A 16,211-nucleotide genomic window follows, 5' to 3' on the forward strand; every position below is an offset into this window, starting at 1 on the left:
GGCGGGCTGGGAGCCGAGGTAACCCGGGGCCTGACCCGGATGGAAATGGGGCTCGGCCTGCGCGCCGGGCTCGCCATCGTTGCCATCGCGATCCTGCTCGATCGGCTGTCGAAGGGCGTCCTGCAAGGACGGTCGCGGTCTTCGGACATGAATGCCTGAGCGGAAAGACCATCGAATGCGTCACAGCTTTTTCTGCATCGACTCCCATACCTGCGGCAATCCGGTAAGGCTGGTTGCCGGTGGCGGACCTTTGCTTCCACACCTTCCGATCGCCGAACGTCGTGAAATTTTTGTGCGCGATCATGACTGGATCCGGCAAGCATTGATGTTCGAGCCGCGCGGCCACGACATCATGTCCGGGGCAATCATCTATCCCGCCTTTCGTGACGACTGCGACTTTGCGGTTCTCTTCATCGAAGTCAGCGGATGTCTGCCCATGTGCGGAGCCGGGACGATCGGGCTGGTGACGGCGGCGATCGAGGAAGGCCTCGTCACACCGCGCATTCCCGGAAAACTCTCGATCGAGACACCGGCGGGCCGCGTCGACATCGACTATGACAAGCCTGGTGAGTTTGTCGAAGCCGTCCGCATGTTCAATGTCGCAAGCTATCTGCATGCGGCGGATGTCGAGGTGGATGTGCCAGGACTCGGCCTCCTGACGATCGATGTCTCCTATGGCGGAAATTATTATGCGGTCGTCGAACCGCAGGGAAACTGGCCCGGCTTGGATGGCATGTCGAGCGATGACATCGTCGACATCAGCAGGAAGCTGCGGGATGCCCTCGCACCGATTTGCGATCCGGTTCATCCGGAAAACCAGCGGATTCGCGGAGTTCACCATGTCTTATGGTGCGACGCCCCGACGAGTGACAACGCCGATGGTCGAGGCGCCGTTTTTTATGGCGACAAGGCGATCGACCGCTCCCCCGGCGGCACTGGAACTTCGGCACGATTGGCGCAGTTGCATGGCAAGGGTCGCCTGAGGGTTGGCGACAGCTTTCGGCAGGAGAGCTTGATCGGCACCATATTCGAGGGCCGCATCGAGGCCGAAGTGAAAATCGGAGACTTCAAGGGCATAAAGCCCAGCGTTGGAGGCTGGGCCCGGATCATCGGCCACAACACGATCTTCGTCGACGATCACGATCCCTTGGCGTATGGTTTCCAGATCAAGTAGAAGGGCTTGATCACACGAGGCGATGCATGAAATCCGTCAAAGATGAAGTTAAACACAGTCCCTTAAAAGTCGGGTTTGTACTCGCACGATCATTTACTCTTTCCGCCTTCGCGTTGTTTATCGATACGCTGAGATTGGCGAGCGACGAGGCCGACAAATCCGGCAGAGTGCTGGCCGATTGGCATGTGCTGGGGAGCACACGGCATCTCATCACATCCAGCTGCGGTGTCCAGGTCGCACCGACATCGGATTTTATCGACCCGCGCGAGTTCCACTACATTGTGGTGGTGGGCGGGCTTTTGAACTCCGACGTCACGATCGACAGTCAAACCTCGGACTATCTGAAGAGAGCTGCAGCTCAAAAAATCCCGCTGATCGGGGTTTGCACCGGCACATTCATTTTAGCGCGTCTCGGTCTAATGAAGACACACCAAACCTGCGTCAGCTGGCTTCACTATCAGGCCTATCGGGAGCAGTTTCCGGACAACCCGGTTCGCTCCGACCGCCTGTTCAATCTCGATCGGAACCGCGGATCATGCGCTGGCGGCAGCAGCTCTGCCGATATGGCTGCCTTTCTCGTCAGACGGCATATCAGCAAGGACGCTGAACGAAACGCGCTGGAAGTCCTGCAAATCGAGCGAGCCCGATCTGGGCTAGACATACAGCCGCGCAAGCCGCTTGCCATCCAATGTCAGGATCCGCGCCTGAAGGCGGTCCTGATCACCATGGAGAGCCATATCGAAGATGTCATACCGACCGAAGATCTTGCGGCATCCGTCGGGTTGTCAAGGCGACAGCTCGAACGCTTGTTCACGGAGGAAATGAAAACGTCGCCTGGAGCCGTCTACACACGCATTCGCATGGAACGCGCCAAGCAGTTGGTTCTCCAGACACAGGCGCCGCTCATCGAAATTGCGCTCGAGGTCGGCTTTGACAGCGCTTCCCATTTTGCAAGGCTCTTTCGCAGGCTCTATGGCCAATCACCGACGGAGCTGCGCCGCGCACATGCCTGAAGCGTTCGTCCAGACCTAGCGCGGCAACGCCCACGAATTTCCAAACCATTGCATTTGCCCCTCCGATGGGAGACCAAACGATTGAGATCAGCCGTGGAGCGCTGCGGTCAACCAGGCTGCCGCCTGGTCGCTGGCGATCGTTCGTCTTGCCTTCAGCGGCAGCAAGACGTTGTAGCGGCCTTCATCCATCAGTTTTGAATCGTCGCATGGCACGAGCGTTCCATCCTCCAGGAATGTCTGGATGAGCGCTCCCCAGCCGAGCGCCACGCCTTGCCCTGCCCGCGCGGCGAAGATCGTTTCCGTGTAATGATTGAAGCGAAGCGAGGGCCGTGCTTCAAATGTCGCGCTCGATTTGGCAAGCCACTGCGTCCAGGACAGCCAGGATCGATCCGCCGCATCCGTCTCGATGAAATCGTCCTTTGCCGACAAGGGCCCGGCTGCTCGTCTTCGAAAATACTCCGGCGAACAGACCGGCATGATGACGTCCCCGCGCGACGCTATGACCGTTCCATCACCGAATGGAGGCGAGCCATATCGGATCGCGATATCAACCTCACCGCTGTCGAGGTCGATCTTTGCGTCCTGCGAGATGACCCTGATTTGAATGCCCGGGTTGCGGTCGCGAAAATCGGCCAGGCGCGGAAGCAGCCAGAACGAGGAAAAAGCGACAGTCGCTCCGATGGTGACCACGGCCTGGGACGATGCTTTGATCGCCTCGATCGTATCCACAATATTGGCGAAACTCTGCGCCAATGACAAACCCAGCGTGAGACAGGCGGCGGTCGGCTCAATGGCGCGATGTTTACGCAGGAACATTGGTTGGCCAAGCTCATCCTCGAGCAGGGCGATCTGCCGGCTGACCGCCGCCTGTGTGACACCCAGTTCTCCGGCCGCAGCCGTAAAGCTCTTTCGTCTGAGGACCGCCTCCAGCATCAGCAGTCCGGTCAATGACGGCAGACGTCTCCGAAACCGCATGCGCCCCTCCATCCATAAGTCTAGGTTATGTCAACTTGAGAATTAATGCCGTTGAAAGCACTGCGGAGCAAGCGCACGCTGCAGATATCAACGCATAAGAGGCGCTCATGCTAAACAGACTTCCTTCGTCAATTTCGGCACTCCTTGACGCCCGCGCGGACGGACATTCCCTGCCGGCAGGCCTCTATACGCGCGAAGACGTCTTCGACGCGGATATGGACGTGTTCTTCCATAGGCACTGGATTTGTGTCGGGCTCGACTGCGACGTGCCGGAGCCTGGTGACGCCACGGTCATCGACATTGGCAACACGAGCCTGATCCTCCTGCGTGATGACGACAATGAGATCCGTGTTCTACACAATGTCTGTCGCCATCGCGGCTCCCGTCTCCTCGATGCAGGCAAGACGATCATCTCGAAGCTCGTCTGTCCCTATCACACCTGGACCTACGAATTGACGGGCGAATTGAGCTATGCGCCGCACATGGGCAAGGAGTTCGACAAGGATTGTCACGGCCTCAAACCCGTCGCATTCAAATCGATTGGTGGCCTCATCTACATCTGTCTTTCCGACAATCCCCCCGAAGATATCGATGTCCTGGAAAAGACCATGGTGGAGCGGCTGGCACCCTACGATATCAGGAATGCCAAAGTCGCCCATCAGACCGATGTCATCGAAGACGGCAACTGGAAGCTCACGATGGAAAACAATCGTGAATGCTATCATTGCTCGGCAAACCATCCCGAGCTTTGCGTGTCGTTCGTCGATCTCGATTTCGGCTTCGATCCCGAAACGCTGAGCCCCGATGATCGCGCCCAGGCCGAAGAGCATTTCCGGCTCTATGAACAGAAAACGACGGCCTGGGAGGCAGATGGCTATCCTTCTGCCGCCGTCGAACAGCTTGCGGACTGCGCGACCAACTTCAGAACCCAGCGTCTGATCATCGCCGGCGCCGGTGAATCCCAGACACACGACGCGACGGCGGCATCATCGAAGCTGCTCGGGCATATGACCCGCAAGGATCTCGGCGACACCCATCTATGGGGGCACAATAGCTGGAACCATTTCATGGGCGATCACGCCGTGGTGGCGACCGTCATCCCCCTGTCCGCCGGCAAGACTTTGGTCAGAACCAAATGGCTCGTCCACAAGGACGCCGTCGAAGGCGTCGACTATGATCTCGACAAGCTGACGGATGTCTGGATCGCGACCACGGACCAGGATGCCAACCTGGTCGCACGCTCCCATGCCGGTGCCCTTGATCCCGCCTATCGGCCGGGTCCCTATTCGCGCTTTTCGGAGACCAACCTCGATAAGTTCGCGACCTGGTACATTGATCGGATGCGCGCCCATGGCTACTGACGTCATGCAGAAACAAAGCATTTCGGCCACCCCTGGCAGTTGGGATAGCGAGCACGACGACGCGCTCGTCTGTATCGACATCCACCAGGAAACCCATGATGTGCGCAGCTTCACCTTCGCATCCTGCGAAGGCAAGCGCTTCGGCTTCGAAAGCGGCCAGTATTTTCTGTTCGATGTCCCTGTCGGCGATGCTGTCGAACCGCGCTGCTACAGTATTTCGTCGTCACCGCATCGACCCAACGCCTTCACGGTTACCGTCAAGAGGGTCGCAAGCGGCAGAGCGTCGAACTGGCTCCACGATAACCTTGCCGTTGGGATGAGATTAAAAGCGCAAGGTCCTCTCGGGCACTTCATTCGCCCACGCGATAGTGCGCGAAAACTCCTTCTTCTCTCCGGTGGATCCGGCATAACGCCGGTCATGTCGATCGTGCGCGACCTGGCTGATAGCTGCGAGCCGTCAGACATCGCCTTTGTCCATGCGGCGCGCACACCGCTCGATCTCATTTTCCGGCAAGAGCTCGCATGGCTGGCCTCGAAAATGAAGGGATTGAGGTTGCACTTCCTGCCGGAAGGCGTCAGTGGTGAGCCATCCTGGCCAGGGCTTACCGGGCGTATCTCGCCGGAATTCATCAAGCTCGCCGTGCCCGATATCGCCGACAGAATTGTGATGTGCTGCGGCCCGGCGCCCTTCATGGCCGCGGCACGCTCGATATCATCAGCCCTTGGTGTCCCGCCCTCCAATTATGTCGAGGAGAGTTTCGATGCAGCGGTGATCGACGAGGCGGAGACTGCCGCGGAGGAGACGCCGAGTAACGAGGTCTTCGAGGTCGAGTTCGTAAAGCAGGCTCGCAAGATTGCTGTTTCAAGCGAGCAGACGGTCCTGTCGACCGCCAAGAAATCCGGCGTACGGCTGCCGTCCTCCTGCGCAAACGGCGTCTGTGGAACATGCAAATCCAAATTGCTCTCAGGCTCGGTCGAGATGAATCATAATGGCGGAATAAGGCAGCGAGAAATCGATGCCGGGCTTTTCCTGCCCTGTTGTTCAAAGCCCCTTAGCGATCTGGTCGTAGATCGGTAGGCATCGCATTACGCAGCACCAGTTATCAGATAACAAGGATCCAGGCGCATGCTGCAAGGCAATGTCTCGTCATCAGAACAGGCGAGTTCGCCAGTTTTCAAAGACGAGCGCAAGCAAGCATATCTCAATCCTGAAGGTGCGGATCGTCCGCTCATCAGTCCGATCCCGGATGCGACGCTTCATCGTGCTCGCCGCTATCGCCTGGAGCGCCTGCGTCTGAAGATGAGAGATTGGGACTGTGGCGCATTGCTGCTCTATGACCCCGTTAACATCCGCTATGCCTTCGATTCATCCAACATGAGCGTCTGGACGATGCATAATCCGTCGCGATATGCGCTCATCCTGGCCGATGGTTCGGCAATTCTCTTCGAATTCGAGGGCGCCGAACATGTCAATGAGGGGCTTCCCGGCATTGATGAGATACGATCGGCAAAATCCTGGCTCTTCTTCACAGCGGGCAATCTTGTCGAGGATCGCCTCAAGGAATGGGCCGACGAAATCTGCGATATTATCTGTACGCAGGGTACGAACCTTCGTATTGCGGTCGACAGGCTTGAGCCTGCCGGCGCCTTCGCCCTGAAAGAGCAAGGCCTGACACTGCTCGACGGCCAGGAACTGGCTGAGCGGGCTCGCTCTATCAAGAGCGCTGACGAGATCGACCTCATGCGATGGACCATCCGCGTGTGCGAAGCCGGCATGGCGCGAATGTACGAGGTTTCCGAGCCGGGTCGGACCGAGAGGGAAATCTGGGCGGAACTCCACTTCGAAAATGCGCGTAGCGGCGGCGAATGGCTTGAAACAAAACTGCTGACGGCTGGCCCGCGCACGAACCCCTGGTATCAGGAATGTTCGGACTACATCATCAAGCGTGGCGATATGATATCCTTCGATACCGACATGATCGGTCCTTATGGCTATTGCGCAGATCTTTCACGATCCTGGACGTGTGGCCACGTCGCCATGAACACCAAACAAAGAGAGCTCTATTCGGCCGCCAGAGACCAGATCGAACACAATCTGGCGGTTTTGCGACCCGGAATTAGCTTCGCAGAATTCAATGAGCTTTCGTGGCGTATTCCGGAAAAATACCAGCCATACCGGTATACCCTGGCGCTCCATGGCACGGGCATGGCAGACGAATGGCCCGGCATTTTCCTCCATCCCGACTTCGACCGCAATTGCAGTGGCGTCATTGAGGAGAACATGGTTGTGAACGTCGAAAGCCTGATTGCGGAGGATGGATCCGAGAGCATCAAGCTTGAAACGCAAGTCCTGATTACGGCGACGGGCGCGGAGAGACTTGATACATTCCCGTGGGAAGAAATCTGACGCGGCCTTGAGTTGAGGGCAGTATTTTGGTTCCGCTCCACCTTTCGGATCGGATGGAATGTGGGAGTGCCGAGCAAGCACTCCCACGAGCCGTTTAGGCTGCGAGCACCCCGTTTTTCTTCGCCGTCCAGGTGGCCATATAGTCCATCAGGGCGGGAGACAGGCAATCGTAGGGTTCGAGACCGAGCTCTTTCAGCCGCGAACGGACGCCCTCCATCTTCGATGGTTCATAGCCGCTTTCAATGATCGAAGACACGAAGGCTGCAAAGCCGGGCGCTGCCCAGCCCCTTTCCTGGAAGCGCTCGGGATGAATGAATGACAGCCCCTGGAATGGATGTTCACGCTCGACGGGCCCGTACATATGGACGCCGCACTCCTTGCATGCATGGCGCTGGATGAGCGCGGAGGGATCCACAACAGCAAGCTTGTTGCCGTTTTCGATAACCTCGATCTCGCTCGACGGCGCGACGGCGACGACCGAGAAGACTGCTCCTTCAGGCTTCCAGCACTTCGTGCATCCGCATGCGTGATTATGGGCGATGTCGCCCTTCACTTTCACCTTCACGGCGTTGGTCGTGCAATTGCACACGAGCGTACCTCCTGCAAAGGAGGCATCCGTCGCCCGATACCCGGAATCCACCGTCGGATGGATCGTCACAGTACTCATGGTTCTTTCTCCTTCCCTTCCGGGCCGGAGCAGAATGTCCCGGCCAAGCTGCACTCATTCTGCAGACCCTTCGGCACGCCCATAAAGGTCGTCCTCCCGCGGAAAACTTCGGGAACATTCGGAGAGCCTAGTACATCCCAAAGCTACCACAGAACCGGGCATTTTCGCTTACTGCCTTTGCCACTCAACGACCGCGAACGGCGCTTGCTGCCGCCGGCGCCCTATGCGCGCTAGCGGATACTCGGAATGCTCCAACGCCGTATCCAAGCAGCCTGCCGGCTTCCACCGCTACGGCTGCTCTTACGTCGATCAGAATTTCCTTTCCATAGGCGTCCGATCGGCCAGAAGCGCCCAGAACGCAAAAAGCGGTGTGTCTACGGATCGCATGGCATGTTTGATGCCGGGCGGATTATAGAAGGATCCGCCAACGCCGGGGCTGAACCATTGGGAAGTCCCATGTTGGAATTCGCCTTCCGACAAAACCAGATAGACTTCCTCCGGTGCATGATCATGATCGGGATAGCGTACTCCCGGTGCCATGAGGGTGACGCCAATCCAGACATCGGAGCGCTCCTCCAGTCCGCCCGGGCCGATGATCATTGCGTTGGCATGGCCTTCTTCGAAGTTCCCGCTCGACGTGCCGGATGATTCCTCGCGGCGTCGCCATCTCAATCGCGGTTCCATGGCCTGAAATCGGGTTATCATTTGCCGCAGCTGATCGGAGCCGGTTTCGATTGCAAGTGCCGTTGACAAGTGCAAACAAGCGGGGAGCTGGCCTGCCTCGCCTTGCCTCTGTTCCCCAGGTGTCTGAAGCCTTGAGAATATCTGCAGGACCGACCGGCGAGCCTCGGCATCGCTTGCGCAATGGTCGAATGCGGCGAATGCCGCATCGACAAAGAGCTGTAGCTGACCGTTGCGTTCTGCCATCTGCTGATCCCCCATGATCCGGGCGGTGGGCAATTGGCCTTCGGGTGTCAGAGGTCTTTTGCGATCCGAAGGCCGTCGTAGATCGCGGCATGCGTATTGCGGGCCGCCACGGCGTCTCCAATCCTGAACAGCTGGAACTTGCCCTCGGCATTGCGCGTGACCGATTGAGGCTCGCCCGCCAAAAGCTGATCGTACGAGGTTTCTCCCAGGTTCCTCGATTGAGGCTTCAATTCGAAATAGAGTTCGTCGAGCGGAATGGTGCCATGGTTCACGACGATCTGGTCGACGACACGCTGCTTGGCGACCCCGCCATAGTCGCTGCCGACATTGGCGATGATCTGATTGCCCTGCTTTTCGGCCGATTCCAGCCGGAACGTCACCGTGAAGGTGGCATCGAGCTTCTGCAACGAACGCATATACGGCACGAGGTTCATCGCCATGACTTCCGGCGCGAATGATCGGTCAGGCGTCATGATTTCGACTTTTGCGCCGGCTTTGGCAATAAACTCGGCCGCCTGCAGGCCTGCATGGTCGCCGGCATCGTCAAAGATGAGAACGTTTGTGCCGGGTTTTACATCGCCGGAGATGATATCCCAGGAGGAAACGACCAGCTCATTGCCCTTCGACAGCACGTCGGTGTGCGGTAGGCCGCCGGTCGCGATGATAACGACGTCCGGACTCTGAGCGATCACCGTCTCGGCATCAGCCCAGGTGTTGAAGTGAAAGGTCACGCCGCGCTTTTCGCACTGGCTCATGCGCCAGTCGATGATGCTGATCATCTCTCGCCGACGTTCGCTCTGCGCGGTCAATCGGATCTGGCCGCCCGGATTGTTGGCCGCCTCAAAGACCACGACATCATGGCCGCGCTCGGCCGCAACGCGGGCTGCTTCAAGGCCAGCCGGCCCGGCGCCGACGACGACAATCTTCCTGCGGGTCTCTGCCTTTGCGACCACGTGAGGCATGGTCTGCTCTCGGCCGGTAGCGGCATTGTGGATACAGAACGCCAAGCCGCCCTGATAGATGCGGTCAAGACAGTAATTTGCGCCAACGCATGGCCGAATGTCGTCCTCGCGCTTTTCCATGATCTTCCGCACGATATGCGGATCCGTCATATGCGCGCGGGTCATTCCAACCATGTCGACCTTGCCGGCGGCTATGGCGTGGCGAGCGGTGGCGACGTCCGGGATCTTGGCGGCGTGGAATGTCGGGAAGTTCGTCGCCGCGCGGATTTCGCCCGCGAAATCGAGATGCGGTGAGTTCGCCATGCCCTGAATTGGAATGACGTCCGTCAAGCCTGGGTCCGTGTCGATGTGTCCACGGATGACGTTCAGATAGTCAATGAGACCGCTTTCCTTGAGCAATTTCGAAATCGCTATGCCGTCGGCCTTATCGGTTCCGCCGGGAAGGCGCTCGTCGGCTGTATAGCGAACGCCCAGGATGAAGTCGTCGCCCACTCGTTTTCGTATCGCCCTGAAAACATCCAGACAGAAGCGCATGCGGTTCTCGAGCGAGCCGCCGTAGGGACCGTCGAGTTCGTTGGTGAGCGGCGAGGCGAACTGATCGATCAGATGGCCATAGGCCTCCAGTTCCACGCCATCCATGCCGCCGGCCTTCATGCGCTCGGCAGCGTCGGCGAAATCCTTGATGATGCGCTCGATATCCCAATCTTCGAGTTTCTTCGGAAATGCGCGGTGCGCCGCTTCCCGCTGGTGCGATGGGGCCACGACCGGGAGCCAATCGCCCTTGTCCCAACGCGTGCGGCGCCCGAGATGGGTGAGCTGGATCATGATCGCCGCGCCCTGCTCGTGGACGGCGTCCGTCATCTCCCGAATCCATGGGACGATCTCGTCCTTGTAGGCGAGCAGATTGTTGAAGACAGGCGGACTATCGCGCGAGACAGCGGCCGATCCCGCCGTCATCGTCAGCGCCACACCGCCTTTCGCTCTCTCCACTGTGTAGGCCCGATACCGCTCCTTCGGCATTCCATCTTCCGGATAGGCCGGCTCATGGGAGGTGACGATGATGCGGTTTCGCAGCGTCAGATGCTTGAGTTGAAAAGGCTGAAGGAGAGGATCGTTCGACATGTGCCGGGCTCCAGATTAGGTATGCAGACCATGACGCTATGCATAATGTACACTTGTGTCAATCCAGAAAACAGCAAAGTCAACCTTCATGACATGTGTGTACATTTTTGTTGTGCGGACCCCGGGAATTTGCTAGGAGATGGCATATGGACCAAACACTGAATGACAGCGGCTGGCGTGGATCGCAGGAAGGGTGGCTCGAGGCAGCCTATGAATCCCTCCTGGAATCCGGCGTGGATTCGGTGAAGATTCTTCCGCTCGCAAAGAAGCTCAATCTGTCCCGCACCAGCTTCTATTGGTTTTTCAAGGACCGGGAGGAGTTGCTGGCGGGACTGGTTGCGCGCTGGCGTGACAAGAATACGGGCGGCATCGTCAAGCAATCGGAAGCATATGCCGAGACCCTGGCAGAGGCGATGTTTAACGTTTTCGACTGCTGGCTCGACGAAAAACTGTTCGACAGCAAATTCGAGTTCGCAATTCGAAGCTGGGCTCTTCAATCGGCAGAGATCCTCAACGAAGTTCAAGACGCCGACAAGGTGCGCCTAGAGACGCTTGCCCGAATGTTCATGCGCTTCGGCAACTCGGAAATCACCGCCGATGTCCGGGCGCGCACGACCTATCTGGTTCAGATCGGCTACATCTCGATGCAGTCGAAGGAAAACATTGCGCTGCGCATGAAGCGCATCCCGGAATACATCGCGATCTACACCGGCCAAGCTCCGCAGCAGCGCGAACTTGATCGCTTTTACGCAAGGCATGGATACAAGCCGGACTAGTGGGAGTGATGGCATGAGCGGTTCGCTGAGGATTGGCATAGTCGGTGGAGCCGGATGGCTCGGCGGAGCAATCGCCACCTCAATCCTCGAGGCTGGCATCATCGCACCCAAAAACCTGTCGCTGTCTTACCGACGAGAACGAAGTGGGCGCTTTCCGGACTCATTCTGGACGACAGACAACCAGGAGCTCGCCGATCGAGCGGACGTGATTATTCTCTCCGTCCGACCGCAGGACTGGCCGGCCGTGTCGATCGATGCGTCTGGCAAGCTCGTCGTTTCCGTCATGGCCGGAATTCGCCTTGCGGCATTGAGCGCTCAACACCAGACCGAGCGGGTCGTTCGCGCGCTTCCGAATGCGGCGGCGGAAGTCTCTTGCTCCTATACGCCATGGATCGCCTCAAACCATGTGCTTGAGCCGGATCGTGCGGTCATACGTCAAATTTTCAACGCCTGCGGGGTTCAGGATGAAGTCGCAAGCGAGCATGACATCGACTATCTGACGGGCCTTACGGGTTCGGGGCCGGCCTTTCCTGCTCTGCTCGCCGCCGCCATGATGGACCATGCGGTCGATCATGGACTTACCCGCGACGTTGCTGAGCGTGCCGTCTCCACGGTGTTGATCGGCGCTGGCCGCCTGCTGGAGCGACGTCAGGAGTGTCCTGGCGATATTGTTCGCACGTTTCTCGATTATCGCGGCACGACGGCGGCGGCGATCAATGAAATGCACGCGTCTGGATTCGATGCCGCAGTGCACAAGGGGCTTTCTGCGGCGTTCATTAAATCGGTGAGCATGGGAAAGGCTCCCTGATTAGCGTTTGAGCGGGTTTTGCGGCGGCCCGCTCCCCCAAAAAGATAGGCCGCTAAACAAAGGGAACGAAAATGAAAAAGCTATTGGCATCGACCTGCATGATGTTTGGGCTGGTGGGCGGAGCCTCCCTTGCGAACGCTGCCGAATGCGGCAGCGTCACGATCGCAAGCATGAACTGGCAAAGCGCGGAAGTGCTCTCCAACCTCGACAAGATCATTCTGAACACCGGCTATGGATGCGACGCGGAAATCACTGTCGGTGACACCGTCCCTACGATCACCTCCATGGCTGAGAAGGGCCAGCCTGATATCGCGCCGGAAGCCTGGATCGACCTGCTGCCAGATGTCGTGAAAAAGGGCACAGACGAAGGCCGTCTCGTCATCGCCGGTACCTCTCTTCCGGACGGAGGCGTGCAGGGATGGTGGATCCCGAAATACGTTGCTGACGCGCATCCGGACATCAAGACTATTCCGGATATGCTGAAACATCCCGAACTATTTCCAGATCCAGAAGACTCGAAGAAGGGTGCCGTCTACAACGGCCCTCAGGGCTGGGGCGGCACAGTCGTGACGTCGCAGCTCTACAAGGCTTTTAATGCGGAAAAGGCGGGCTTCACGCTCGTCGATACCGGCTCTGCCGCCGGTCTCGATGGTTCGATTGCAAAAGCATATGAACGCAAAGCAGGCTGGGTCGGCTACTACTGGGCGCCAACGGCCTTGCTTGGTAAGTACCAGATGGTGAAGCTCGAGGCGGGCGTGTCGAGCGATGCGGCGGAGTGGAAGCGCTGCAACACCGTGGCGGATTGCCCCGATCCGAAGCCAAATGCCTGGCCGACCGACCATGTCGTCACGCTTGTTGCCAAGACCTTCTCCCAGAAGGTCAGTCCGGAAGTCATGGATTATCTCAAGAAGCGTGCCTGGGACAACGGCACCGTCAACAAGCTGATGGCCTGGATGACGGACAACCAGGCAAGCGGCGAAGATGGTGCCAAACACTTCCTGAAGGAAAACAAGGACATCTGGACGAAGTGGGTTTCTCCGGATGCCGCCAAGAAGATCGAAGCGGCTCTTTGATGTTGCTCATCTGCGGTGCGCCTTGAGCGCACCGCAGACCGCCTGCCGAAAAATCAAAAAGACTGGCACGGCTTCTTTCAAGAAAAGGGGAACCGAATGGACTGGTTTTACAAATTTCCGCACATGAATGACGACGCGCTTCGGAACCTCAAAAAGGCCATCGACGACGGATTTCGTGCCTTTACCCGCGCCTATGGCGATCAGATCGAGAGCTTGTTTGCTCCGCTCCAGCATTTCCTGATTGCGTCGGAGCGTTTCATGACGCAGACGCCCTGGCCCATCATCATCCTGCTGATCATGATCATAGCATGGCTCGCAAGCCGCAGTCTCAAGATCGTGCTCGGCTGTCTCGTGACCCTGCTGCTGATCGGCTATTTCGATATGTGGGATGACACGATGCGCACAGTCTCCATGATCTTCGTCTGTACCGTGCTGTCGATCGCCATCGGCCTGCCGATCGGCATCGTCATGTCCCGTTCGGACCGGATCCAGCGCATCATCAACCCGATCCTCGACGTCATGCAGACCATGCCGAGCTTCGTCTATCTCATTCCCGTCGTCATGCTGCTCGGGATCGGAAAGGTGCCTGGCCTCATTGCCGTCGTCATCTATGCGATACCTCCGATGATCCGATTGACCGATCTGGGTATCCGCCTTGTGGACAGAGATGTTCTGGAGGCGGCCGATGCCTTCGGAACATCGCATGCGCAGAAGCTCTTCAAGGTCCAATTGCCGCTTGCCTTGCCGACGATCATGGCCGGCATCAATCAAACGATCATGATGGCCCTGGCGATGGTCGTCGTTGCGTCGATGATCGGCGTTCAAGGACTTGGCCAGCCCGTACTCAAGGCCATTGCAAACCAATATTTCACGCTGGGAATCTTCAACGGCCTTGCCATTGTCGGCATTGCCATCATCTTCGACCGGGTAAGCCAGGCCTATGGCAAGAGGCTCCAGAAGCATCGGGAGACCGTCCATGGCTGATCAAAAGTTTGGCGGCATCAAAATCCGCAACCTCTACAAAATCTTCGGCCCAAATCCTGCCGCCTATGTCGAGACGGTTAAAAAGGGCATGACTAAAGTCGAGCTCAATCGGGTTCACGGACATGTGCTTGGATTGAGGGACATCAACATCGAGATCCCGTCCGGCTGCATTCAGGTCATCATGGGGCTCTCGGGCTCGGGCAAGTCGACACTCATTCGACATATTAACCGGCTGATAGATCCGACAGCCGGAGAGGTTCTTGTCGACGGCGTCGATGTCGTGAAGATGAACAATACCGAACTTCGCAGCTTCCGCCGGCATCAGACGGCGATGGTGTTCCAGAAGTTTGCGCTTCTTCCCCATCGCAACGTACTCGACAACACCGTATTCGGCGTCGAGGTCCAAGGCATGCAGCGCGGCAAGGCCGTTGAAGTCGCCATGAGATGGCTGGAGCGCGTGGGCTTGAAGGGGTTCGAACAACACTACCCCAATCAGCTTTCGGGCGGCATGCAGCAACGTGTCGGGCTGGCACGCGCCCTTTCCAATGACGCCCCTGTTCTGCTCATGGACGAGGCCTATTCTGCGCTGGACCCTCTCATCCGAATGGACATGCAGTCCGTTCTCCTCGACATCCAGAAGGAAATCAAAAAGACGATCGTGTTCATCACGCACGATCTCGACGAAGCGCTGCGTTTGGGAGACCAGATCGCGATCCTGCGCGATGGCGAGGTCATCCAGCAGGGAACGAGCCAGGACATCGTCCTGCGGCCTGCCGACGACTACATCGCAAACTTCGTCAAGGAGGTGAACAGAGGGCGCGTCGTACAGGTCGAGGCCATCATGGAGCCCTGGCATGCCGGTGGGCCATTGCCTCAGACGACGATCGCAGCCGGCTCTACGATCGAAGATGCCGTTCGCATGCTCGCCTCCGCTCCCGATGGGGATGCAGCGGTCATATCTCCCACGGGCCAACCCGTCGGGATCGTCAACTTCCGCCGGCTTGCGACTGCGATGGTCAATGCGCCCGTTTCGTCGGCCAGAGACGACAACAGCGTCGTCACAATGCATTATGGATGACGGAAGCAAGACAAGCGTTCGAAATCGAACATGCATTAGCGAATGCGTCTGCGCGACGAACTCGGAGACAGCCCGTCGTTATGCGTCGATGAGGCCAAGGAGACAGGCCTGGGTGCTGTCACATTGATTTGTCATCAACGCTGCTGCGATAGTTGGCAGCGTGAGCAAGACAGCCCTGACTTACAGGAACCATCGGTTTCCAATCGAGATCGTAGCGCGTGCCGTCTGGTTCTATTTCAGGTTCAATTTGAGCCTGCGCGAAGTCGAAGTGCCGCCGCTCGAGCGCGGCATCGTCGTCTTAATGGACGCCCAAGGCGGCGACGCGATCGACAGCGGCGGAAAGGCCTTGTAGCGACACCTGGAAGCCAAGTGCGTTGCCATCATCGGCAATAACTTTGAGATTCAAGCGCGAGCCGGTTCGTAATTTGCCAAGTGTCGCGGCATCGAACGGAAGCAAGGCGATGCAGCCGTTAGGCAAACAGGTGCGAAACCGGACTGACTTCAAAGGCGGCTGATCATCGATATTTGGCGTGACGCCTGAGTCGAGGAGAATTCCGAACGGCAGCAGTAGCGATGCGAGCGCGCCGCCATCAGGACGTTTCTGGATCTCGACGGCAAGCAGCCTCTGACCATTTTGCTGGGTTTGATCTTGGGAAATGGCACATACGGCCGCCTTGTCGCGTTGACTGCACGCAACCCGCCAGTCTTGATAGGTCTCCTGTAAGCTTGATGCGCCGTTTGGCAGAATCGACTGGGCAAAAGCTGCGGGAGCAGGCATCATAGCGAAGCTCGAGCACACAAAGGCGAGTAACGCACTCGATACACGGTCGATTGTCCGATATGAAATGAATGTCGAAATTGACAAGGGATAAGATCTCTCAATT

15 protein-coding genes and 2 pseudogenes are annotated in these 16,211 nt (G+C 57.9%); 12 read left to right on the forward strand and 5 right to left on the reverse strand.

Translation table 11 applies throughout. The annotated features are described in order from the left end of the window. From QD409_RS28845 to QD409_RS28855, 3 genes and pseudogenes are all read left to right on the forward strand, one after another. Positions 1 to 159, forward strand: a pseudogene (locus tag QD409_RS28845) (ABC transporter permease); the annotation flags it as partial. Between the two features lie 16 nt (positions 160 to 175). Further along, positions 176 to 1,174, forward strand: coding sequence for a 4-hydroxyproline epimerase (locus QD409_RS28850; RefSeq protein ID WP_092849242.1), 999 nt, complete (start codon positions 176 to 178; stop codon positions 1,172 to 1,174). Positions 1,175 to 1,200: 26 nt separating this feature from the next. After that, on the forward strand, positions 1,201 to 2,187 hold the full coding sequence (locus QD409_RS28855; protein WP_430764313.1) for a GlxA family transcriptional regulator: 987 nt from the start codon (positions 1,201 to 1,203) through the stop codon (positions 2,185 to 2,187). A gap of 87 nt (positions 2,188 to 2,274) precedes the next feature. Here QD409_RS28855 and QD409_RS28860 read toward each other — a convergent pair whose 3' ends face one another. Continuing rightward, positions 2,275 to 3,162 (reverse strand): LysR substrate-binding domain-containing protein, encoded by an 888-nt coding sequence (locus QD409_RS28860; RefSeq protein ID WP_092849233.1) that lies wholly within the window; start codon positions 3,160 to 3,162, stop codon positions 2,275 to 2,277. A gap of 107 nt (positions 3,163 to 3,269) precedes the next feature. Here QD409_RS28860 and QD409_RS28865 point away from each other — a divergent pair, with 107 nt between their 5' ends. Genes QD409_RS28865 through QD409_RS28875 form a run of 3 tightly spaced genes read left to right on the forward strand, consistent with a single transcriptional unit; the run spans position 3,270 to position 6,930 of the window. After that, on the forward strand, positions 3,270 to 4,523 hold the full coding sequence (locus QD409_RS28865; RefSeq protein WP_092849222.1) for an aromatic ring-hydroxylating oxygenase subunit alpha: 1,254 nt from the start codon (positions 3,270 to 3,272) through the stop codon (positions 4,521 to 4,523). Beyond that, positions 4,513 to 5,601 (forward strand): hybrid-cluster NAD(P)-dependent oxidoreductase, encoded by a 1,089-nt coding sequence (locus QD409_RS28870; RefSeq protein ID WP_092849215.1) that lies wholly within the window; start codon positions 4,513 to 4,515, stop codon positions 5,599 to 5,601. Before QD409_RS28865 ends, QD409_RS28870 begins: the two co-directional genes overlap by 11 nt. A 48-nt stretch (positions 5,602 to 5,649) precedes the next feature. Continuing rightward, positions 5,650 to 6,930: a M24 family metallopeptidase gene (locus QD409_RS28875; protein WP_092849212.1), complete on the forward strand. Its 1,281-nt coding sequence runs from the start codon at positions 5,650 to 5,652 to the stop codon at positions 6,928 to 6,930. Positions 6,931 to 7,024: 94 nt separating this feature from the next. On the opposite strand, the gene gfa is transcribed toward QD409_RS28875, so the two are convergent. From gfa to QD409_RS28890, 3 genes are all read right to left on the reverse strand, one after another. Then, on the reverse strand, positions 7,025 to 7,597 hold the full coding sequence (gene gfa / locus QD409_RS28880) for an S-(hydroxymethyl)glutathione synthase (RefSeq protein ID WP_092849209.1): 573 nt from the start codon (positions 7,595 to 7,597) through the stop codon (positions 7,025 to 7,027). Between the two features lie 309 nt (positions 7,598 to 7,906). Then, on the reverse strand, positions 7,907 to 8,524 hold the full coding sequence (locus QD409_RS28885; protein WP_430764314.1) for a dimethylsulfoniopropionate lyase: 618 nt from the start codon (positions 8,522 to 8,524) through the stop codon (positions 7,907 to 7,909). A 47-nt stretch (positions 8,525 to 8,571) separates the two neighbouring features. After that, positions 8,572 to 10,608 (reverse strand): NAD(P)-binding protein, encoded by a 2,037-nt coding sequence (locus QD409_RS28890; protein ID WP_430764315.1) that lies wholly within the window; start codon positions 10,606 to 10,608, stop codon positions 8,572 to 8,574. A 146-nt stretch (positions 10,609 to 10,754) separates the two neighbouring features. On the opposite strand from QD409_RS28890, the gene QD409_RS28895 reads away from it, so the two are divergent. From QD409_RS28895 to QD409_RS28920, 6 genes and pseudogenes are all read left to right on the forward strand, one after another. Next, entirely contained in the window at positions 10,755 to 11,384 is a 630-nt protein-coding gene (locus tag QD409_RS28895) for a TetR/AcrR family transcriptional regulator (protein ID WP_430764316.1), read from the forward strand. A 13-nt stretch (positions 11,385 to 11,397) separates the two neighbouring features. Further along, positions 11,398 to 12,192 carry a pyrroline-5-carboxylate reductase family protein gene (locus QD409_RS28900; protein WP_430764317.1) on the forward strand — a complete coding sequence of 265 codons (795 nt, stop codon included), beginning with the start codon at positions 11,398 to 11,400 and terminating at the stop codon, positions 12,190 to 12,192. A gap of 71 nt (positions 12,193 to 12,263) precedes the next feature. Continuing rightward, entirely contained in the window at positions 12,264 to 13,265 is a 1,002-nt protein-coding gene (locus QD409_RS28905) for an ABC transporter substrate-binding protein (RefSeq protein WP_430764318.1), read from the forward strand. Between the two features lie 96 nt (positions 13,266 to 13,361). Then, entirely contained in the window at positions 13,362 to 14,249 is an 888-nt protein-coding gene (locus QD409_RS28910; RefSeq protein ID WP_430764319.1) for an ABC transporter permease, read from the forward strand. Next, positions 14,242 to 15,327, forward strand: a complete 1,086-nt coding sequence (locus tag QD409_RS28915) for a quaternary amine ABC transporter ATP-binding protein (RefSeq protein ID WP_430764320.1) — start codon at positions 14,242 to 14,244, stop codon at positions 15,325 to 15,327. Before QD409_RS28910 ends, QD409_RS28915 begins: the two co-directional genes overlap by 8 nt. A gap of 160 nt (positions 15,328 to 15,487) precedes the next feature. Further along, a pseudogene (locus QD409_RS28920) lies at positions 15,488 to 15,625 on the forward strand (IS6 family transposase); the annotation flags it as partial. Here QD409_RS28920 and QD409_RS28925 read toward each other — a convergent pair. Further along, complete coding sequence (locus tag QD409_RS28925) at positions 15,626 to 16,108, reverse strand: invasion associated locus B family protein (RefSeq protein ID WP_430764321.1); 483 nt, start codon at positions 16,106 to 16,108, stop codon at positions 15,626 to 15,628. Positions 16,109 to 16,211 lie beyond the last annotated feature (103 nt).

Source organism: Rhizobium sp. BR 315 (genome assembly GCF_050577975.1).
Taxonomy (GTDB): Bacteria; Pseudomonadota; Alphaproteobacteria; order Rhizobiales; family Rhizobiaceae; genus Rhizobium; species Rhizobium miluonense.